The 21,187-nt window shown below is 69.4% G+C and carries 19 protein-coding genes; 13 read left to right on the forward strand and 6 right to left on the reverse strand.

Translation table 11 applies throughout. The features are described 5' to 3' along the window. Positions 1-157: 157 nt before the first annotated feature. Positions 158-622: a hypothetical protein gene (locus tag QJS31_RS28060; RefSeq protein WP_282780664.1), complete on the forward strand. Its 465-nt coding sequence runs from the start codon at positions 158-160 to the stop codon at positions 620-622. Then, entirely contained in the window at positions 609-1,052 is a 444-nt protein-coding gene (locus QJS31_RS28065; RefSeq protein WP_306358124.1) for a DUF4254 domain-containing protein, read from the forward strand. The genes QJS31_RS28060 and QJS31_RS28065 overlap by 14 nt, the downstream gene beginning before the upstream one ends. Positions 1,053-1,359: 307 nt before the next feature. Here the strand turns inward: QJS31_RS28065 and QJS31_RS28070 are convergent, their stop codons facing one another. Together QJS31_RS28070 and QJS31_RS28075 are read right to left on the reverse strand one after the other, a co-directional pair. Then, positions 1,360-2,865 (reverse strand): MDR family MFS transporter, encoded by a 1,506-nt coding sequence (locus QJS31_RS28070; protein ID WP_282783017.1) that lies wholly within the window; start codon positions 2,863-2,865, stop codon positions 1,360-1,362. A 257-nt stretch (positions 2,866-3,122) separates the two neighbouring features. Next, the gene (locus QJS31_RS28075) at positions 3,123-3,713 is read right to left on the reverse strand and encodes a TetR/AcrR family transcriptional regulator (RefSeq protein WP_282783015.1); all 591 of its coding nucleotides are present in this window, start codon (positions 3,711-3,713) and stop codon (positions 3,123-3,125) included. A 121-nt stretch (positions 3,714-3,834) separates the two neighbouring features. Here QJS31_RS28075 and QJS31_RS28080 point away from each other — a divergent pair, with 121 nt between their 5' ends. Continuing rightward, positions 3,835-5,334, forward strand: coding sequence for an amidase (locus QJS31_RS28080; protein WP_306358125.1), 1,500 nt, complete (start codon positions 3,835-3,837; stop codon positions 5,332-5,334). Positions 5,335-5,344: 10 nt separating this feature from the next. Here QJS31_RS28080 and QJS31_RS28085 read toward each other — a convergent pair whose 3' ends face one another. After that, positions 5,345-5,869, reverse strand: a complete 525-nt coding sequence (locus QJS31_RS28085; protein ID WP_306358126.1) for a GtrA family protein — start codon at positions 5,867-5,869, stop codon at positions 5,345-5,347. Positions 5,870-6,036: 167 nt separating this feature from the next. Here QJS31_RS28085 and QJS31_RS28090 point away from each other — a divergent pair, with 167 nt between their 5' ends. Genes QJS31_RS28090 through QJS31_RS28100 form a run of 3 tightly spaced genes read left to right on the forward strand, consistent with a single transcriptional unit; the run spans position 6,037 to position 8,217 of the window. Beyond that, positions 6,037-7,263: a cytochrome P450 gene (locus tag QJS31_RS28090; protein ID WP_306358127.1), complete on the forward strand. Its 1,227-nt coding sequence runs from the start codon at positions 6,037-6,039 to the stop codon at positions 7,261-7,263. Between the two features lie 40 nt (positions 7,264-7,303). Then, on the forward strand, positions 7,304-7,897 hold the full coding sequence (locus tag QJS31_RS28095) for a TetR/AcrR family transcriptional regulator (RefSeq protein WP_306358128.1): 594 nt from the start codon (positions 7,304-7,306) through the stop codon (positions 7,895-7,897). A gap of 11 nt (positions 7,898-7,908) precedes the next feature. Continuing rightward, entirely contained in the window at positions 7,909-8,217 is a 309-nt protein-coding gene (locus QJS31_RS28100; protein WP_282783006.1) for a chorismate mutase, read from the forward strand. A gap of 388 nt (positions 8,218-8,605) precedes the next feature. Here the strand turns inward: QJS31_RS28100 and QJS31_RS28105 are convergent, their stop codons facing one another. Then, positions 8,606-10,093: an NAD(P)/FAD-dependent oxidoreductase gene (locus QJS31_RS28105; RefSeq protein WP_306358129.1), complete on the reverse strand. Its 1,488-nt coding sequence runs from the start codon at positions 10,091-10,093 to the stop codon at positions 8,606-8,608. A gap of 101 nt (positions 10,094-10,194) precedes the next feature. Between QJS31_RS28105 and QJS31_RS28110 the strand changes: the two genes are divergently transcribed. From QJS31_RS28110 to QJS31_RS28120, 3 genes are all read left to right on the forward strand, one after another. Continuing rightward, positions 10,195-11,235, forward strand: a complete 1,041-nt coding sequence (locus QJS31_RS28110; RefSeq protein ID WP_306358130.1) for an NAD(P)-dependent alcohol dehydrogenase — start codon at positions 10,195-10,197, stop codon at positions 11,233-11,235. A 635-nt stretch (positions 11,236-11,870) separates the two neighbouring features. Further along, positions 11,871-13,379 (forward strand): APC family permease, encoded by a 1,509-nt coding sequence (locus tag QJS31_RS28115; RefSeq protein WP_282783000.1) that lies wholly within the window; start codon positions 11,871-11,873, stop codon positions 13,377-13,379. 151 nt (positions 13,380-13,530) lie between these two features. Further along, complete coding sequence (locus QJS31_RS28120; protein ID WP_306358160.1) at positions 13,531-13,821, forward strand: hypothetical protein; 291 nt, start codon at positions 13,531-13,533, stop codon at positions 13,819-13,821. A gap of 181 nt (positions 13,822-14,002) precedes the next feature. Here QJS31_RS28120 and QJS31_RS28125 read toward each other — a convergent pair whose 3' ends face one another. Both QJS31_RS28125 and QJS31_RS28130 read right to left on the reverse strand, forming a co-directional pair. After that, positions 14,003-14,611, reverse strand: coding sequence for a DUF305 domain-containing protein (locus tag QJS31_RS28125; protein WP_282782444.1), 609 nt, complete (start codon positions 14,609-14,611; stop codon positions 14,003-14,005). A gap of 92 nt (positions 14,612-14,703) precedes the next feature. Continuing rightward, positions 14,704-15,390 carry a hypothetical protein gene (locus tag QJS31_RS28130; RefSeq protein WP_306358131.1) on the reverse strand — a complete coding sequence of 229 codons (687 nt, stop codon included), beginning with the start codon at positions 15,388-15,390 and terminating at the stop codon, positions 14,704-14,706. 163 nt (positions 15,391-15,553) lie between these two features. Between QJS31_RS28130 and QJS31_RS28135 the strand changes: the two genes are divergently transcribed. The 4 genes from QJS31_RS28135 to QJS31_RS28150 all read left to right on the forward strand — a co-directional run bounded on the left by QJS31_RS28135 (position 15,554) and on the right by QJS31_RS28150 (position 21,169). Next, entirely contained in the window at positions 15,554-16,471 is a 918-nt protein-coding gene (locus QJS31_RS28135; RefSeq protein ID WP_306358132.1) for a ribonuclease Z, read from the forward strand. Positions 16,472-16,710: 239 nt separating this feature from the next. After that, complete coding sequence (locus QJS31_RS28140) at positions 16,711-18,387, forward strand: DUF885 family protein (RefSeq protein ID WP_306358133.1); 1,677 nt, start codon at positions 16,711-16,713, stop codon at positions 18,385-18,387. Between the two features lie 82 nt (positions 18,388-18,469). Next, entirely contained in the window at positions 18,470-19,888 is a 1,419-nt protein-coding gene (locus QJS31_RS28145) for an MDR family MFS transporter (protein WP_306358134.1), read from the forward strand. Positions 19,889-20,020: 132 nt separating this feature from the next. Further along, positions 20,021-21,169, forward strand: a complete 1,149-nt coding sequence (locus tag QJS31_RS28150; protein ID WP_282782454.1) for a methyltransferase — start codon at positions 20,021-20,023, stop codon at positions 21,167-21,169. Positions 21,170-21,187: the final 18 nt, after the last annotated feature.

A 21,187-nucleotide genomic window follows, 5' to 3' on the forward strand; every position in this document is an offset into this window, starting at 1 on the left:
AGCGTGGAGTCGGTCACGCGGCCTCACCACCTGACATTCATGGTTGGGACAGCTGGCTTTACAGACGGTCACGCGGATGCCATGTGCGCGTCATCACACCGGCAAACTCCCGGGCGCACACTGGATTCCGCGCACCGCTCGTCGCTCGGAGGTCCCGATGTTCGAATCCTGCCGTTCCCCACACGAATCCGCCCATCTGCTGCGCGTGCGCTACGGACTTCCCGTGGAGCTGTTCGCCGACCGGCCCTACCTCACGGTGGGCCGGGCGGTGGAGGCCATCGGGCTGCCGCAGCGGCTGGGCCGCCATGTCCGAGATCAGTTGGCGGGATTGCCCGCAACGCCCGCGGTAGCCGATCCGCGCGGGCGGAACTGGTGGTTTCTCGTCGCTCCACCGACGCCGTATCACGCTGTGCCGCAGCGGCTTCTCGGTCGGCTGCGGGCGCACGGCGTGACCGTGCCCGATGTCGGCGGCAAGGTGATGCTGCCGGTCTCAGATTATCGGCTCGGTTGGCACTGGGCCTGTGAACCCGAGCCCGGCCGCCTGGCCCTGCCGCACCGGGCGATGGTGCTGAACGCGGCGCGTTCGGCCATTCTGCGCGGAGCCGACCATGTTCCCGCGTGAGCGCGCGGTCGCGGTCGCGGCGCGGGAGCCGCTGCCGAGATGGCAGGAGCTGCTGGCCGCGTTCGGCGGCGCCGACACGGACCGGGGGACTGGGCATCCGCTGCTCGACGCCGCCGCGGCACTGGCCGAACTGCACCGGCTGCGCCGCTCGCAGCCCGGCCACGCCGCCGAGATCGACTGCCGTCGCGCCGAATTGGCCGCCGTCATCGACGGCTGGGTGAGCGTGGAGCCGCAGTCGCACCGCCCGCGTTCGGAATCGGTCGGCGGCTTCGTCGACCGGATGGCCGCCGCCCACGCCCACGCCGACCGCCTGCTGCACTCCGATATCGACATCGCCGACGACCGGGTGCACGCCGCCTGGCACCGGCTGGCCGCCCTCGCCGACGCCTGGACCGATCTGACCGGGCAGGACACCGTGACCCGCCGCTGACGGCCGCGAAGCACGAATCCCCGCACCCATGAGGGGGTGCGGGGATTCGTGCCGCGCGCGGTTGCGCACGTCGGGCCCGGCGACACGGACATCGTCGTGCGTGCCGACCACCGTCGGCGTGGCCGGGCGGTACGTCCGATCGGAGGGTGTCCCGGTGGCCGCCCGGAGGAGTCCGGATACGCCTGGCGCCCGGCACCGAGCGGGCCGGTCGGGTACCGGTCCGCTCGGCACCTGGTGTCGAGCACGCCGTTCGCAGGCGGTGGCGTGAGCCGGCCGGAGCGCGCCAGGCTGCTCGGTACCCGCCGGTTCAGTCCTTGACCAGCAGGGGCGCGGCCGTCACCGCTGCCTCCGTCTCGTCCCGGGCGTGCTCGCCCGTCCCGTCCGGGGCGGGTGCCCGGTTCGGGAGCAGGATCGCCGTCACGATGACGAGTACCGACAGGGCCGCGGACACGGCGAAGGCCAGGCGCATGCCGTCGAGTTGGGCGGTCACCGGTTCGGTGCCGGTCTCCACGAGCTGGGTCATGCGCGCGGACATGACCGTCACCACCAGGGCGGTGCCGAACGCGGCCGCGACCTGCTGCAGCGTGCCCAGCATGGAGCTGCCGTGCGAATACAGGTGCGGCGGCAGCGCACCCAGGCCCAGCGTGAACACCGGAGTGAACAGGCCCGCGAGCGAGATCATCAGCAGGATGTGCAGGGCCAGCAGCTGCCAGTACGGCATGGACATGGAGATCTGGGTGAAACCGGCCAGCGCCACGGTGACGCCGACAGCGCCGGGAATCACCAGCGGTCGCCCGCCGAAGCGGTCGAAGAGGCGGCCGACCGTCGGACCCAGCAGCCCCATGGCCAGGCCGCCGGGCATGACCAGCAGACCCGTCTCCAGCGGCGACAGGTGGCGCAGGTTCTGCAGGTACAGCGGCAGCAGGATCATCGAGCCGAGCATGGCCAGGAAGGCCACCGACATGAGGATGAGCGCCTTGGTGTAGGTGCCCGACAACAGGATTCGCAGATCCAGCAGCGGCACCCCGGAACGCTGCAGCCGCAGCTGCCGGAACGCGAACACCGCGATGAGCGCCAGTCCGGCGGCGACCAGCAGGGCCGGAACCGCGACGTGATCGGTCTCGAACTTGCTCAGGCCGTACACCAGGCCGCCGAAGCCGAAGGCCGCGAACGCCACACTGAGCCAGTCGATATCGCCGGTCTGCGGCTCCCCGATATTGTCCAGGCGACGCAGGCCCAACCAGGTGACCGTACCGGCGATCGGCAGCACCAGCACGAAGAGCCAACGCCACGAACCGGCTTGGAGCACCAGCCCGGAAATGACCGGACCCATGGCGGGAGCCACCGAGATGGCCAGGGTGACATTGCCCATGACCCGGCCGCGATCCTGTTCGGGGACCACCGTCATGAGCGTGGTCATCAGCAGCGGCATCATGACCGCGGTGCCACCGGCCTGGATGACGCGGCCCACCAGCAGCACCGCGAAGGTCGGCGCGACGGCGGAGAGGGCGGTACCCGCGAGGAAGACGCCCATGGCGATGGCATACGCCTGCCGGGTGCTCACCCGCTGCAGGAACCAGCCCGTCACGGGGATGACCGCCGCCATGGTGAGCATGAACGCGGTGGACACCCACTGCGCCGCGCGCTCGGTGACGTCGAGATCGTGCATGAGGCGCGGAATCGCGTTGATCATGATGGTCTCGTTCAGGATCACCACGAAGGTCGCGAGCACCAGCAGCCGGATGACCGTCGGCGTCCTACCCCCCGTCGGGGCCGGTCCGCGCGACGGCGGTGCGGATATGTCGGCGGGCATACGGGTACCTCCGGGCGTTCGTGAGCGAAAGACGGTGCGGCCGGATGTCGAGACGGCGTCGTCCGGGCGCTACGCCTGATCAGACGAGAACAGTCGGCACAACTCATCGGCCGGGCGTCAGTATTCCTGCCGGCACCGCGACGATTCATCCGATTATTCGTGTCCGCGACTCCGCTCGCGCCGCGAAATTCCCTGATTACCAGGCGTTTTCGCAAGCGCGACCGGCACTGTGACCCTGGTCACGCCGCTGTGGAATTTCAGGCGGACGGCGTTCGCGACAGGAATTCCACCACTGCCTCGAAGGCGTCGTCCACGCGGGCGCGATCCCCGGTGGTGATCAGATCCAATTGCAGTCCGCGCACCTGCGCCAGGATCAGGGTGGCGGTCCGGGAGATGCTGTCCGGCGGCCAGCCGTACCGCGCCAGCTGGCGTTCGATCACCGTCAGCCAGTCGGTGACCAGCCGGGCGTCGGGATGGTTCGGTGTGCGCGCGGCGGTGGCGACCAATTCGAACAGGACCAGGAATTGTCGCTGTTCGCGCGGCTGGCACAGATGCCGCCACGCCGCCCGCAGCAGGTCGACCGCCGACTCGACGCGCAGGATCTCCGCGGAGAGGATGCGCTGTTCGAAATCGGCGCGGATATGTTCGAGCACCTCCGCCAGCAGGGCGTCCTTGGTGGCGAAATGTCGAATGAGGGTGGCGTGGCTGACGCCGACGGCCTGCGCGGCCCGACGCAGCGTGAGGTCGCGTACGCCATTGTCGAGGACGTACTCGGTGGCGGCGGCGAGCAGCTCCGGGCGGCGATGCTGAAACCGCAGCGTCCGGCCGTCGATCCTCTTCTCGCTCATCGCGGGCAGCCTATCGGTTTCCACCATGAGCAAATTTTACCGTTCCAAGTGGTTACGTAACCGGTTGGTACGCCTACTATCGACGGGGGAGGCCCGGGACGGCCCTCGGAAGGAGACGAGTATGCGATTCGACGAATACCGCGCCCACGACGCGGTCGGCCTGGCCGCCCTGGTCGAGCGCGGGGAGATACACCCGACCGAGCTGCTGGAGTTGGCGCTCGACCGCTGCGCCGCGATCGATCCGGTGATCAACGCCGTGAGCCTGCTGATGGAACGCACCGGCCGAGAGCGCGCCGCCGGTCCGCTCGACGGCACGCTGGCCGGAGTGCCGTTCCTCATCAAGGACCTCGGGCAGGACTACGCCGGGTACCCCACCTCCGGCGGTACCGGACCGCTGCGCAAGGTCAGCGCCGAACGGCACAGCACGGTCGTACAGCGCTGGCTCGACGCCGGTCTCGTCATCTTCGGCAAGACCACCACCTCGGAATTCGGCAGCAAGGCCGTCGTGGAGACCCGCACCTTCGGGTCCACCCGCAATCCGTGGGACCCCACCCGCACCCCCGGCGGCTCCTCCGGCGGCTCGGCGGCGGCGGTGGCGGCGGGCATCGTCCCGGTCGCCGGGGCCAGCGACGGCGGTGGTTCGATCCGCATCCCCGCCGCCTGCACCGGACTGTTCGGGCTCAAGGCGGGTCGCGGGCTCATCTCCAGCGGACCGCTCTACGGAGACCTGCTGTTCGGCGCGGTCACCGACGGCGTCGTAGCGCGCAGCGTGCGTGATTCGGCGGTCATGCTCGACATCCTGAGCCAGCCCGATCCCGGTGCGCCGTACCCGGTGGCGCGACCCGATCGGCCCTACCGCGACGCGGTCGCCGAACCGCCACGCCGCCTGCGCATCGGCTGCACCTGCGAATCGCCTACGGGCTCACCGGTAGACGCCGAGGCGGTGCGCGCCGTGGAGGACGCCGCACGCCTGCTGGAGAGTCTGGGGCACACCGTCGAACCGGCCGCGCCCGCCATCGACGGCACGCGAATGGCCATGGACTTCATGACCGTTTGGACCGCCATGGCCGCCGCGGAACTGGCGGTCGCGTGCGAGGTGAGCGGGGCGTCCCCGACGGAGTTCGATATCGACACCCAGGTGCTCGCCGCCGTCGGCCGCGCTGTCACCGGTCCGGAACTCATGGCGGCACACGCGCGCTGGAACACCTATACCCGCGCTCTCGCTGCCTTCCACGACACCCACGACCTGTTGCTCACCCCCACCCTGGCCGCGCCGCCGCTGCGGATCGGGCAGTACCGCACGCCCGCGCTCGCCGATACGGTGCTGCCGCCGCTGTTGCGCCTCGGCGCGGGAAAGCTGCTCTCCCGCACCGATTTCTATGTCGATCTGGTGACCTCGAACCTGTCCGCGGTGCCGTTCACGCAGCTGTCCAACATCACCGGCCGACCCGCCATGAGCGTGCCCACGCATTGGACGGAAACCGGCGTACCGCTGGGTGTCCAATTCGTCGGACCCTCGGGGGCCGAATATCTGCTGCTCCAGCTGGCGGCCGAAATCGAAACCGCCCGACCGTGGTTCGACCGGCACCCGGACACTCTCGGTGTGGTGGCCGCGGATTAGCCGCGCGCGCTCACCGGCGCTGGACCGGATCCTCGCGCTCGAGATCGGGAACGACGGTGTGCGGGAAGACATATCGGCGCATGGCCCACCAGCGGAACACCGTGGCGAGCAGGGTGCCGATAATCGAGGCGCTGATGAAATCGGCGATGTTCTCCACCAGCAGGGAGACGTGCGGGGTGCGCAGCTGGAACACATAGCTGGACACCGCCAGCGGCAACTGGTTGATCACCATGCCGATGCCGGCCACCAGGAAGAACAGCGCCGCCTCGTGGCGGCGCTCCCGGCCGCCCCGCGCGGTGAAGGCCCATTCGCGGTTGAGGATGTAGGACAGCACGGTGGCGAGCAGCACCGCGATCACATTCGCGGTGACCGGCTTCTCCTGTAGGACGGTCCACTTCAGGCCGAAGAACAGCACGACCGTGGTGACGAAGGCGATCCCGCCGACGGTCAGGAATTTCAGCAGCTCCGCGTGGCGAATGAACAGCGACAGCATTCGGCTCGGCACGCGTGCGACGACAGCCTGGACCAGGAACACGCCGCCAGGCTAGCCGACGATCCGCGCGGTCGCTCGGCCGATGCCGATCCGCCGGGGTCGATTCGATGCGGGGACGCCGACCGCCGGGAGCTGAGTCATCGTGAGACGGCAGTGCGGTACTGAAACCTGTTCTAGACAGAATACTCAATATGTCTTACCGTCGATTCATGAGTTCAATGGCGTCTCAGGAAGTCCGATTCGAACTGATGTCGGGGGAGAGCTGGCGCGATCCCTGGCCGATGTACGCCGCACTGCGGGAACACGATCCCGTGCACCGGGTGCGCCCGGCTGGGCGCGCCTCGGAGGACTTCTACGTGCTCTCGCGGCACGCGGATGTGTACGCGGCGGCCCGTGACCCGGAGACCTACTCGTCCGCCTCCGGGCTGACCGTGGACTATATGAACCTCGAGGCGGCGGGCATTCCGATCAAGCCGTTCGTCTTCATGGATCCACCCGAGCACACCGACTTCCGGCGCCGCGTCGCGGGCGGATTCACACCGCGCCAGGTCAATTCGGTGGAGCCCGCGGTGCGGGCGTTCGTGGTGGAACGGATCGAGCGCCTGCGCGCGGCCGGATTCGGGGATATCGTCGCCGAACTGTTCAAACCGCTGCCGACCATGGTGGTCGCCCACTATCTCGGTGTGCCGGAGGCGGATCGGGAGAAGTTCGACGAGTGGACCCACGCCATCGTCGGCGGCGCGGTGGACGGCGCGAAGCTCGCCGCGGGTGCCGAAATGCCCTCGGCGCTGGGTGAAATGGTGGGCTACTTCGCCGAACTCATCGCCCGCCGCCGCAGCCGACCCGAGGACGACACCATCTCACACCTGTTGGCCTCCGGGCTGGGCGCGGAGGGCGACGACGAAGGCATCCTCGCGATTCTCGGCTTCGCCTTCACCATGATCACCGGCGGCAACGACACCACCACCGGCAACCTCGGCGGGGCCGTACAACTGCTGCACCGGTATCCCGAACAGCGCGCACGACTGGCGGCGAATCCCGGGCTCATTCCCGACGCGGTGGAGGAATTCCTCCGGATGACCTCGCCCGTACAGGGTTTGGCCCGCACCACCACCCGGGACGTCGAACTGCACGACACCACCATTCCGGCCGGACGGAAAGTGCTGCTGCTCTACGCGTCCGCCAATCACGACGAGCGTGAATTCGGGCCCACCGCGGGCGAACTCGACATCCACCGGCAGCCCAAACGCATTCTGACCTTCAGCCACGGCCACCACCACTGCCTCGGCGCGGCCGCCGCGCGCATGCAGGCCCGGGTCGCGCTCGAGGAACTGCTGGCGCGCTGCCCGGAGTTCCGCGTCGACCTGGACGGGGTGCGGTGGTCGGATGGGAATTACGTGCGCTGGCCGGTCAGCGTGCCGTTCCGCGCGGCGTGACCGGGCGGTGCCCATGAGCGATCGCATACCCTCGGCGGCTATGGCGAAGGACAAGCGTGGAGGTCGGGACTGGCTGGCGGAGCAGCGGGCCGATCTGGCGGCCGAGCGCATACTCGACGCCGCGGCGCGACTGTTCGCCGAACGGGGGCCGGGGGCCGTGGGCATGGGGGACATCGCCACGGCGGCCGGATGCTCGCGAGCCACCCTGTACCGGTACTTCGAGAATCGGCAGGCGGTGCGCCTGGCCTTCGTGCACCGGGAGGCGCGCCGGATCGCCGCGCGGGTGTTCGCGCAGGTGAAGACGGTCGAGGACGCACCCGAACGGGTCGTCACCGCCATGCTGACGGCGGTGCGGGAGGTGCGGTCGGATCCGGTGCTGATGGCGTGGTTCCGGCCCGGGGAGTCCGGTTCCACCGGTCGGATCAGCCAGGATTCCGAGGTGATCGAGGCCATCGCCGGTGGGCTGTTCGCGACCTCGGTCGTCGATCGCGAGGAGCGCGGGCGGTTGGCACGCTGGCTGACCCGGGTGATCGTGTCGCTGTTGGCCGCGCCCGGCCGGGACGAGGCCGATGAGCAGGCCATGCTCGAGGAATTCGTGGCCCCGCTGGTGAGTCGCGCGGGCGTGGGGCATTAGGGTCGCCCTCCGTGTCCGATTTCGAATCGCTCGATCAGGTCCGTGCTCGCATCGACGCGCTCGACGGGGAACTGATCGGGTTGCTCGCCGAACGTCAGCGGCTGGTGCGAGCCGCCGCGCGTTTCAAAACCGACGAACAGGCCGTGCGCGCGCCCGACCGGGTGGAGCGGGTGGTGGGGTTGGCGCGGGAGCGGGCGCGGGCGGGTGGTCTCGCACCCGAGGTCGCGGAGGCGGTGTGGCGGGCCATGATCGGGGCGTTCATCGAGTTGGAGCTCGGGGAGCATGCGGAGATCGCCGGGCACGCCCGGGGCATGGAGTAGGTGCTCGGTTGGAGTGTGCCGCGCTTGCCCACCCCGCGCCCCTGGCGCGGACTGCCCAAGCGCAGCGGTCCGGACAGGGCGTGTGGCCGGTTGCCTGAGCTGGTGTTGCTCGCGCGGGTGGGAAGTACGGTGCGGCAGCGGAATCGGTATCGAGTCGGAGTCCGGTGAGTATGCGGAGATCGCCGGGCGTGGTGCGGGAGCGGAGTAGGCGGTCGGCTGGAGTGTGCTGCGCTTGCCCACCCCGGGCCCCTGGCGCAGACTGCCCGAGCGCAGCAGTCCGGATAGGGCGTGTGGCCGGTTGCCTGTGCTGGCGTTGCTCGCGCGGGCGCTTGCTCGCGGCGGTGGCGCGCTCGGTGTGGCGGGGGCCGGTACGGGCTGCGCCGGTGGTTCAGTGCCGACTCATCGCGGGGGTCAGTAGGTAGTCGGTTGGGGCGGGTGTGCGGCGGATGAGTTTCTCGTAGGCTCCGGGGCTTCCGGGCCACAGTTCGGGGAGGCCGTCCGCGCCGAGGTACCAGCTTCGGCAGCCGGTGGTCCAGACCGTGCCGGGTGCGGCGGCACGCAGGCCGGCGTTGTAGCGGTCGGTGGCCGCCGGAGTCGGGGCGACGGTGGTGAATTCGCCTGCGCGCCAGCGGCGCAGCCAGTGCACGATGCGGTGGGATTGCGCTTCGGCGACCGCGGTGAGCGGGTGGTTCGCGACGGGGCTGTGCGGGCCGATGAGCATGAACAGGTTCGGGAAGTCGGGCAGCATCATGCCCTCGAAGGCGCGCGGGCCGTGCGCCCAGACCTGGTCCAGGGTGCGTCCGCCGAGGCCGGTGATCGCCATCGGGCGCATATAGGCGTGGGAGTCGAATCCCGTTGCCAGCACCAGGATGTCGAGGCGGTGTTCGACGCTGTCGGTGGTGCGCACGCCGTCCGGAAGAATCCGGTCGATACCGGCGGTGACCAGGTCGACATCCGCCCGCTGCACGGCCGTGTAGAAGCGGTCGGAGACCACCAGGCGCTTGCACATGGCCTGGTAGCCGGGGGTCAGCCGGCGTCGCAGTTCCGGATCGCGCACCGTGCGCAGATTGCGCGCCACCACCCACTGGACCAACCGCCGCACCGGACCCGGCCGCACCAGTCCGCGGGAGAACAGCGCGAAGGCGGCGCGATTGCCGCCGTAGGCCAGCCTGCCGAGTGCGGGTACGCGCCGGTACACGGCCTTGGCCACCGCCGAGTACTCGCGGTTCACGGTCGGCAGAATCCACTGCGGGGTGCGCTGGAACAGCACCACCCGAGGCACCTGTCCGGCCAGCGCGCTCACCAACTGGGTTCCGGTGGAGCCGGTTCCGATCACCCCGACGTGCTTGCCGGTCAGCTCGACATCGTGATCCCAGCGCGCCGAATGCATGACGGTTCCGGTGAAGGAGTCCAGACCCGGGATGTCCGGCACGTGCGGATCGCGCAGGAATCCGGTGGCGCACAGCACGAAATCGCAGTGCTCCACCTCGCCGGTCGAGAGCGTGACCCGCCAGCCCGTCCCGGTGTACTCCGCGCCCACCACCTCGACACCGAATCGGGTGCGGCGGAGCAGGTCTCGTTCCCGCGCCACGCGGCACAGGTATGCCTTGATCTCCGCGCCCGTCGAATACAGCCGCGTCCATTCGGGATTCATGGCGAAGGTGAACTGGTAGTACCGCGACGGCACGTCGCACACCAGGCCCGGATAGGTGTTGTCGCGCCAGGTGCCGCCGTAGTCGGTGCCCTTCTCGTAGAGGGTGAAGTCCTCGAATCCGGCCCGCCGCAGCGCCACGGCGGTGGCGATACCGGATATCCCGGCCCCGACGATGGCGACGCGTGGAGTGGCAGAAGCCTGGTCGACAAGGTGTTTCGGCACGTAGACACTCCTCGCTGGACACCGAGTCATTCGCTGGACGCAGTGTATAGCGAATGCTACGGTGTGCGCCAGATCACGCTCGAAACTCCGAAGGAATCACCATGCGAGCACTGCAGTGGACCGGCCCCGAAACCGTGGCCGTCCGCGATATCCCCGTCCCCGAGATCGGCCCGGGCGATCTGCTGCTGCGCGTCGGCGCGGCGGGGGTCTGCCATTCGGACCTGACCCTGGTGAACTTCCCGGTCCCACTGCGCGAGGAGCCGCTCACCCTCGGGCACGAGATCGCGGGCGCCATCGAGGCCGTCGGCGCGGACGTCGCCGGTCGTGAGCTCGGTGAGCGCGGCGTGGTGTACCTGTTCTGGACCTGTGGCGTATGCCGGGAATGCGTGAGCGGCAACGAGAATGTGTGCCTGGCCGCCGGACGGACCGCCATGCCGCCGTGCCCGGGGCTCACCGTCGAGGGCGGCATGGCGGAATACGTTCGGGTACCGGCGACCTCGTTCGTTCCCATCGGAGATCTCGACTTCGTGCAGGCCGCACCGGTGGCCGACGCCGCCCTCACCGCGTATCACGCCATCCGGGGCGCACGGGAGCAACTGCGGCCCGGCGGAACGGCGGTCGCCATCGGCATCGGCGGGCTCGGGCACGTTGCGGTGCAGATCCTGCGGGCGGTCAGCGGAGTGCGGGTGGTCGCCGTCGACGTGGCGAAGGAGAAACTGGAACTGGCCGCCGACTGCGGCGCCGATATCGGCATCCTCGCCGAAGACGATGCCGCCCAACAGATTCTCGACCTCACCGGCGGTCGCGGCGCGGACGCGGTCTTCGACTTCGTCGGCGCCGACGCGACCGCCACGCTCGCGGTGCGGACCGTCGCGCCCAATGGTGCGTATCGGATGGTCGGCATCGGCGACGGCGCACCGGAGATCACCGCCGGACCGGCGGGCGGACCCGGCTGGCCCTGGGGCGCCTCGGTGCGCAAGTCCCTGGGCGGCACCCGCCGCGACCTCTACGACTGCGTCGCGCTCGCGCAGGCGGGCAAGCTCCGCATGGAGGTCGAGCGCTTCGACCTCACCGACGGTTCGGAGGCGCTGCGGCGCTTGGACGCCGGGCAGATTCGAGGCCGTGCGGTCCTGGTGCCGTAGCGACTCGGTTCGGCTTCCGACGCCGCACGTGTGCCGGGCGGGGGTCGGCTTCGCGCTCGTGACGCCACGCCCGCGCCGGGCGGGGATCGGCTTCGCGCTCGTGACGTCACACCCGCGCCGGGCGGGGATCGGCTTCGCGCTCGTGACGTCACACCCGCGCCGGGCGGGGGATCTGCTCCCGACTCGCGAGAACGGGTGCATGCCGGGTGAGCCGACGGGTAGTCCGGTCGCGCGAGTTCGCGCAACTTGTGTGTTGGGGGCTGGGAGCATGGGTCGGCAATCGCGGCGCGATGTCGTCACCGCTGCGGGGCCGGTGCGTCCGCGAGGGGATACGTTCGCGACGATTGCATCACCGCGCCCGCGCCGGGTCGCTCCCGGCCGACCATGCTGCGGCCCGTGCCGTAGACCAGCTCATGTTGCCTCGGCGGTTGCTGCACTGGTACGTACCAGCCAGTGCTACCGTTCCGTGTGACGCCGACAACTCTTGTCTCGCCCCGAGACCGGAAGCAGCGATCGGGGCATGACCGGCAGTTGTGCCCTCAGGTCGCGGTGAAGGCGAACGACACAGGCATCGGGCGGTCACCCGCCCGGTGCCGAACTGCATTGTTGCCGAGAAGCCAGACATAGGAGAGACCATGGCGCTATCGGGCCCTGATCGGAACACGACCGGGCAGGGGGCGGGCCGCGGCAGCGGACTGTTCCGCACCAAATCGGTCGAACAATCCATCCGTGACACCGATGAACCCGATGCGAAACTCCGCAAGGACCTGACCGCCTGGGACCTCACCATCTTCGGCGTGGCCGTGGTGGTGGGCGCGGGTATCTTCACCCTCACCGCGCGCACCGCGGGCAACCTCGCCGGACCCTCGGTCTCACTGGCCTTCGTGCTCGCCGCCGTCGCCTGCGGCCTGGCCGCGCTCTGCTACGCCGAATTCGCCTCCACCGTGCCGGTGGCGGGCAGCGCCTACACCTTCTCCTACGCCACCTTCGGCGAACTCGCCGCCTGGATCATCGGCTGGGACCTCATCCTGGAATTCGCGCTGGCCGCCGCCGTGGTCGCCAAGGGCTGGTCGCAGTACCTCGGCGTGGTGCTGGGCGGACACACCCCGGTGGTCGATCTCGGACCGGTCACCTTCGACTGGGGCGCGGTGCTGCTCATCGCCATCCTGGGCATCCTGCTGGCGCGCGGCACCAAGCTGTCCTCGCGGGTGTCGGCGGTGGCCGTGGCCATCAAACTGGCCGTCATCGCCCTGGTGATCGTGGTGGGCGCGACCTACTTCGACAAGGCCAACCTCACCCCCTACATTCCGCCGTCGCAGGACGGTGAGGCCGCCAACGAGGGCCTGCGCCAGTCGCTGTTCTCCTTCGTCACCGGCGCGGGCCACAGCACCTTCGGCTGGTACGGCCTGCTCGCCGCCGCCTCCATCGTGTTCTTCGCCTTCATCGGCTTCGACGTGGTCGCCACCGCCGCCGAGGAGACCAAGGACCCGCAGCGCAATGTCCCGCGCGGCATCCTGGGCTCGCTGGTCATCGTGACCGTGCTGTACGTGGGCGTCTCGCTGGTGCTCACCGGCATGGTTCCCTACACCGAGCTGGAGGGGAACTCCACCCTGGCCACCGCCTTCGCGGTGCACGGCGTCGACTGGGCCAAGAACCTCATCTCCATCGGCGCGCTGGCCGGTCTGACCACGGTCGTCATGGTCATGTACCTGGGGCAGACCCGCGTGCTGTTCGCCATGGCGCGCGACGGGCTGCTGCCCCGCCAGCTGGCGCACACCGGAACGCAGGGCACGCCGGTGCGGCTGACCGCCATCGTCGGCGTGGTGTGCGCGGTGCTGGCCGGCTTCGTCGACTTCGGCACGCTCGAGGAAATGGTGAACATCGGCACGCTGTTCGCGTTCGTGCTGGTGTCGCTGGGTGTGATCGTGCTGCGCCGCAGCCGGCCGGACCTGCCGCGCGGCTTCAAGGTGCCGCTGGTGCCGCTGCTGCCGATCCTGTCGGTGCTGGCCTGCGCCTGGCTCATGTTCAACCTGTCGGTGGAGACCTGGCTGCGGTTCGTGGTCTGGATGGCGATCGGATTCGTCGTGTACTTCCTCTACGGTCGTCGCCACTCCCTGTTGGGGAAGGCTGCTACCGATAAGTAGCTAACTTCCGGTTCCGGCTCCGAGGTCGCGGTGGTGGTGTGTCGTCATGACGCCACCACCGCGTGTGATGTTCAATGGCTCTGATAATCGAGATAAGCGTCACATGCCACACCAGCATCACCTCAGCATCCGAGAGGAACCGATTGTGAGCATGCTTCTCGCCGCCGTACACGACACGTATACGACGGTCTTCGCGCAGGTCGGCAACCCGACGCCGGAAACGCCGCCGGTCGCCGACAAACTCATGAAGCTGGTCCGCTATTTCAACTGGTTCGTGCTGCTGTCGGGCGTCACCGCCATCACCTACGGCGGCGGCCGGTTCGCCTGGGAGAAGTGGAGCGGTGGCGGACTCGAATCCCCGAAGATGGTGGCCGGGGCCATGATCGGCGGCGCCACCGCCACCAGTGCGGGCACCATCATGAACTCGGTCATCGGGACGTAGCGCCCGGGGCGAGTGCAACCCTTCAGGGCGGGCGGGTCGACATCGACCCGCCCGCCGCGTGTTGTCCAGGCGCACCGCCGGTACCTCGGGCTGTGGACTGGTGTTGGTGGTACGTGGGCCGCGCGCTCGGGCACTTCCCACCCCGCGCCCCGCTGCGGTCAGGCAGCGAGGCGCTGACCACCTACTGCGCCAGCATCCCCCGCATCTGGTCGATCTCGGTACGCTGGGCCGTGATGATCGCCTGCGCCAACTGCTTGGCCTCGGCGTTCACGCCCTGGGCGAGTTCGGTCTCCGCCATGGCGATCGCGCCCTGATGGTGCTCGATCATCATGGTCACCCACTTCTCGTCGAAGGCGTCGCCGCTGGCCAGTTCCAGCGCCACCATCTGCTCCGGCGACATCATGCCCGGCATGCCGCCGTGCCCCGCGTGACCGCCGTCCTCGGTGGGCGCGGGTTCGCCGAAGCTCACCAGCAGCGTGGAGATCTGCCGCATCTCGGGAGCCTGCGCCTGCTCCACGGCCTGCGCGAGCGCGATGAGCTCCGGATTCTCCGTGCGGCCCGGCACCAGCTTCGCCATCTCCACGGCCTGGGCGTGATGCGGATACATCATCTGGAGGAATTCCACGTCGGCGGCATTGAAGTCGCTGCGGGTGGCGCCCGCGGCGGAGGTGGTGGTGTCGCCGCCCACCGCCTGGACCGTCGAGGTCTCGTCGCCGCACCCGGCGGCGATGAGGGCCACCGACGAGACGCCGGTGATGAGGGCGAGCTTGATCCGGCTGGATTCGAACATGTCTGTACTCCTTGATAATTGGCGTGTGAATGTGATGCGGGCAGAGGTGATCGCGCTTCCGCGCTCGGGTTGGCGGAAGCGGGCGCTGCCCATCAGATTCGGAGAATCGCCAATTCGGCCAAGGTGAGAACCGTCCACGGGGGTGGGCGGGCGCGTCGCCCGCCCCACCGGTGCGGGCGGGGTCCGGTGAACTCGGGTCTCGTCCAGCCCACCCAGTACAGGGCCGCGAGTGCCAGTGCCAGCGCGAGTGCCGTCAGCACGAAGACGCAGCCGTGCGATACGGCGTGGTTCGGAGTGCAGTCGCCGCTCGTACAGGACGGTGTGGTCGCGGCGGTCTCGGACGCGCCGATGGTCGTGTCGTGTGCGCCGATGGTCGTGTCGTGCGTGTTGACAGCCGTGCCACGTGCACTGATGGCTGTGCCGTGTGTGCTGAGGCCCGCTGTGGATTCGTGCCGATCGCCTGTGGGCGCGACGTGGTCCGGACGATCGTGGGCTGCGCTCGTCGCGGCGGACGTGCCGGATGCGGCGGGGGCAAAGGTCTGCGTGGCGACGGCCACCGCCATCGCCGCGGACGAAGGAAGCATCCCGGGTGCGGCCTGCGGTGAGGTGTCGGCGCTGTGGGTGAGCAGTCGCGGTGCTCCCGGTGCGGTTGCCCCGTGGTGGCCGCCGCCGCTCGGGGCGAAGGCCGCCGAATGCATGATGACCACCCCGACCAGCAGGACGAACAGGGCCAGCGCGCGAGCGTACCCGGCGGCGCGCGGCGTTTGCTGATCGTCCACGCGGCCAGTCTAGCCTCGTCGCCACGCCGTCCATCTATACCCCCTGCCCGTATTTCGAGCGGGCGTTCCGACGTCGTGTTCCCCGGCGTGGCGGAACCGGTGGCCGGAACGCGCGGGGTGCTCCGACTCGGGTTCGGCGGCCATAGACGGTAGCGTGACGCGCGTGTCACAGCGCGAACTGGTCATTCTCGGAACCGCGAGCCAGGTGCCGACCAAACAGCGCAACCACAACGGCTATCTGCTGAGGTGGGATGGGGAAGGGGTGCTGTTCGACCCAGGGGAGGGCACGCAGCGGCAGATGATCTACGCGGGACTGTCGGCCACCGACATCACCCGCATCGGCATCACGCACTTCCACGGGGACCACAGTCTGGGGCTGGCCGGTGTGGTGCAGCGCATCAGCCTGGACCGGGTGCCGCACGCGGTGGACGTGTACTACCCGGCCTCCGGGGAACGGTTCTATCAACGGCTGTGCGATTCCACCGCCTACCGCCACCACGCCGAACTCCGCCCGCGCCCCATTGCCGCCGCGGGCGAATTGCCCGCCCCCGACGCCGGTTTCACGCTGCGCACGGAACCGCTGTCGCATCCGGTCGAAGCCTTCGGCTACCGCATCGACGAGCCCGACGGGCGGCGCATCGTCCCGGACCTGCTGCGCGAATACGGCCTGGCCGGACCCATCGTCGGCGAGTTGCAGCATGCCGGGAGCATCGAGATCGACGGCCGCACAATCGGTCTCGACCAGGTGAGCGAACCGCGTCCGGGCCAGAGCTTCGCCTTCGTCATGGACACCCGCCTGTGCGACGGCGTGTACGCCCTCGCCGAAGGGGTGGACATGCTGGTCATCGAGGCCACCTTCCTCGACGCGGAGATCGACCTCGCCGAGGAGTACGGCCACCTCACCGCCGGTCAGGCGGGCAAGGTGGCCGCCGCCGCGGGCGTGCGCACCCTGGTGCTCACCCACTTCTCCCAGCGCTACGGCACCCTCGACGACCACCTCGACCAGGCGCGCGCCAATTTCGACGGGGAGATCGTCGTGGCGGAGGACCTGGCGCGGATTCCGGTGCCGCCCAGGCGATGACGGGTCCCGGACGCTGGTGTCCGAGCACAACGCGGGCCAGCCGTCGGGCGTGTTCGCGAGCGCCTGGAGTCTGCGGTCGCGACACGGCTGCGTTGGATTCGTGCGGGGGTTTCCGAGGCGCTTGTGGCCGGGGGCCTCGTCCCCGTGAGGTCACCGTGTGTCCGGCGTGGCCAGTGCACCGGGAGACGCGTCCGAAACTCTGCCGTGCCGGTGGGTGGGTGTGCGGCATCATGATTCGCATGGACGCACACGACGAGCTGATCGAGCTGGCGGACCGCTTCTGGGATGCGTTCCTGGAATCCTCACCGAGTGAGGCAACTCTGTTGGGGGACAGGCGCTTCGACGACCGCATCGAGGATCTCTCCGCGGCGGCCGACGCCCGGCTGCTCGCCACCTGGCAGGCCCTGCTGGGTGAGGTGGACGCCCTCGATCCGGGACGGCTGTCCGATACCGACCGCATCACCCGCAGCCTGCTGCGCACCGAACTCACCTCCGCCATCGACCAGCTGGGCTGGCGGCCCGCAGAGATGGCCTCCGATCAGATGACGGGCGTGCACGCGGCCATGCTCACCATGGCTCCGCAGCTCAACGCACCGCGACCGGAGAACGCGGCGGGACTGCTCGAGCGCTACCGGCAGTTCGGTGACCTGATGGCGCAGGCGGTGCAGCGCTTCCGCGACGGGGTGGCCGCCGGGCGCACCCCCGCCCGCATCACCATCGAGCGTTCGCTCAACCAGCTCGACGGTTACCTGGCCTCCGATCTCGCCGCCGACCCCTTCGTCACCTTCCCGGGCCCGCCCGACTGGGACGGCGAATCCGCGTGGCGCGCACAGCTCGCCGAGGTGGCACGCGATGTCATCCGCCCCGCGTTCGCCGCCTACCGCGCGGCGCTCGCCACCGAGCTGCTGCCGGTGGCGCGCCCCGACGACCGCCCCGGCCTGTCCTGGCTGGGCGACGATGGATCCGATATCTACGCCCGCCTGCTGCGCCACCACACCACGCTGCCCGACCTGGGCGCGGAGGAGATCCACGAACTCGGCTTGGCCGAATTGGCCACGCTGCGCACCGAATACGGCGAGGTAGGCGCACGACTGTTCGGCACCGACGACCTCGGTGAAATCTTCACCAGGCTGCGGGAGGATCCGGAGCTGCGCTACCGCGACGGCGACGAGATAATGGCCGACGCCCGGCGCTGCCTGGCGGCGGCCGGTGCGGTGATGGGGGACTGGTTCGGCAGGCTGCCCCGGCAGTCCTGCGATATCCTCCCCGTCCCCGAATTCCTGGCCGCGGACGCGCCCGCCGCGTACTACTTCCCGCCCGCCGCCGACGGCTCCCGCAATGGGGCGTATTACGTCAACCAGTACGACGCCAAGGGCCGCAACCGGTACGAGACCGCCGCGGTCGCCTTCCACGAGGCCATCCCGGGGCATCATCTCCAGCTCACCATCGGCAATGAGCTCGAGCACCTGCCGCGCTTCCAGCGCCAGTCCTTCTCCAATACCGCCTTCGTGGAGGGCTGGGCGCTCTACGCCGAACGCCTGGCCGACGAGATGGGACTCTACCCGGACGACCTCGGCCGGATCGGGATGCTGGCCGGTGACTCCTGGCGTTCCTGCCGCCTGGTGGTCGACACCGGACTGCATGCCAAGGGCTGGACGCGGCAGCAGGCCATCGACTTCATGGTGGCGAACGCGCCGGTCGGTGTGGAGGAGATTCGCACCGAGGTGGATCGCTATATCGCCATGCCGGGGCAGGCGGTCGCCTACAAGATCGGACAGCTCGAGATCCAGCGGCAGCGTGAGCAGGTGCGGCAGCGGCTCGGGGCCGCCTTCGACATCAAGGCGTTCCACGATGTGGTGCTCGGTTCGGGTTCGGTGAGCCTGCCGGTGCTGCGGGAGCTGGTCGCGACGCTGTAGCCGGAAACCCGGTGAGGGAATAGCGGCCCCTCGAATATGTTCGACCCAGTTGATAAGTCGAGCTAACGAGAAGAGGATGCCGATGACAGCCACCGAGGTGCGTCCCGACATCGGCTTCCGGTCCGAGCGGGGGCCGCTGCTCGCCTCCCTCATGCTGGCGACCTCGCTGGTGGCGCTGGATTCCACCATCATCGCCACCGCCGTGCTCACCATCACCGATCAACTCGGCGGATTCGCGCAGTTCCCGTGGCTGTTCTCCATCTACCTGCTGGCGCAGGCGGTGACCGTGCCGATCTACGGCAAGCTCGCCGACATGCTCGGCCGCAAACCGGTCATGCTGTTCGGCATCGCGGTCTTCGCGCTCGGGTCGCTGCTGTGCGGGCTGGCCACCAGCATGGTGGCGCTCATCGCCTTCCGGGCCGTGCAGGGCATCGGCGCGGGCGCGGTGGCGCCCATGTCCATGACCATCGCCGGGGATGTGTACACCGTCGCCGAACGCGCCAAGGTGCAGGGCTACCTGGCCAGTGTGTGGGCCGCCTCCTCGGTGCTCGGACCGGTACTGGGCGGCGTCTTCGCCGAGTACGTGAGCTGGCGCTGGATCTTCCTGATCAATCTGCCGCTCGCCGCGCTGGCCGCGTGGATGCTGGCACGCCACTTCACCGAAAGGGCGACCCGGCAGACGCATCGCATCGACTATCTGGGCGCGGCCCTGCTCACGGTGGGTGCGGGCGCGCTCATTCTCGCCCTGCTCGAGGGCGGGCACGCCTGGGCCTGGGGTGCGCCGACGAGTCTGGCGCTCTTCGGCGGCGGGGCGCTGGCGCTCGTGCTGTTCGGCCTGGTCGAGCGTCGGGCCGCCAATCCGATTCTGCCGCTGTGGGTTTTCACTCGTCGCGTGGTGGTGGCGAGCAGCACGGTGTCGCTGCTCATCGGCGCGGTGATACTCGGATTGACCTCGTATGTGCCGACTTTCGCCCAGGGTGTGCTCGGTACGGGCGCGCTGGCGGCGGGGCTCACCGTCGGTGCGCTCACCATGGGCTGGCCGCTGGCGGCCTCCCAGGCCGGAAAGGTGTACCTGCGCATCGGCTTCCGGCGCACCGCCCTCATCGGCAGCACGCTCGGATCGTTCGGGGCGGCGACGCTGCTGCTCGTCGACGCCGATTCCGGTCTGCTCCGGGTGGCGGTCGGCTGCTTCATCGTCGGCACCGGCATGGGCCTGGTGGCGACGCCGACCCTGATCGCCGCGCAGTCCGCCGTCGACTGGACCGAGCGCGGGGTGGTGACCGCGACCAATATGTTCGCCCGTTCGCTCGGGAGTGCCGTCGGCGTGGCGGTGTTCGGCGCGCTGGTGAACTCCCGGGTCGGCGGCAGCGATCATCCCGCGCCGGAGGTGCTGTCCCCGGCCATCCATCTGGTATTCCTCGCCGTCGCCGGGATGGCGGTGGTCATGGTCGCCGCCTCGGCCATGATGCCGCGGGTGCGCGAAGCCTCAGCAACCCAGTGATTCGCAATTTCACTGCGGTAGTTGCGAGTGGTTTGCGAGGTATTGCCGGGTGGTGCAGGCGATCTCGTAACGAGATAGCACAATGAACCGGCCGAATGGGACAGCGTGGCAATGATCTAGCACACTGTAGGTGTGGTTGAGGTCGAGGATGTGTTGAGCCGGTTGCGGCGGTATCCGGATGTGGAGGCGGAGAACCTCTACGCGGTGGACGCCGCCGACCGGCTGATGCTGGATGTAGCGGCGAACTCCCTCGCGGCAGCGGGGGACGGGCGGGTCGCCGTGATCGACGACGGCTACGGTGCGCTCACCCTCGGGGCCATCGCCGCGCATGATCTACGCGGCGTGCGGGTGCATCAGGATCTGCTCACCGGGGAGCAGGCCCTGGCCCACAATGCCCGCGTCGTCGGACTCGCGGACCGCTACGCGGCGCACGAACTCGGCCGCCGCCTGCTCGCGGATGTGCGGGTGGTGCTGCTGCGCCTGCCGCGCGCCCTGTCCGGGCTGGCCGAGATCGCCGACGCCGTCGCCCGCTACGCCGATCCGGAGGTGGAGGTGTTCGCGGGCGGCCGCGACAAGTACCTGACCCCCGCCATGAACGACGTGCTGGGTGAGTCCTTCGGCTCGGTGCGGGCCAGCCGCGGTCGGCAGAAGTCCCGCATTCTCACCGCCACGGATCCCAAACCCGTTGGCGATCCGCCGTTTCCGGTGTGCAACCGGATCGACGACCCTGAGCTCGAGGTGGTGGCGCACGGGGCGGCCTTCTCCGGGCCGCGCCTCGATATCGGCACTCGGTACCTGCTGGAGTTCCTGAAGCGCATGAAACCGGATGCCCGCGAGGCCATCGACCTCGGTTGCGGCACCGGCATTCTCGCGGTGGCGCTGGCCAAAGCCCGTCCGGGACTGCGGGTCACGGCCACCGACCAGTCCGCCGCCGCGGTCGCCTCCAGCCGGGCCACCGCGGCCGTCAACGCGGTCGCCGACCGGGTCACCGTGCTGCGTGACGACGCTATGTCCAACGCGCCCGACAACAGCGCCGATCTGGTGCTCTGCAATCCGCCCTTCCACGTGGGCGCGGCCGTGCACACCGGCTCGGCCATCAAGATGTTCCAGCAGACCGGGCGGGTGCTGCGGCCGGGCGGTGAGCTGTGGACGGTCTACAACTCGCACCTGAACTATCGCGGGGTGATGGAGCGCATGGTCGGCAAGACCGACGTGATCGGGCGCAACCGGAAGTTCACCGTCACGCGGTCGGTGCGCGGCCTGCACGACAGCGGCCGGTAAATCGACCGAACAGTCCTC

Source organism: Nocardia sp. CC213A, assembly GCF_030766805.1.
GTDB lineage: Bacteria > Actinomycetota > Actinomycetes > Mycobacteriales > Mycobacteriaceae > Nocardia > Nocardia otitidiscaviarum.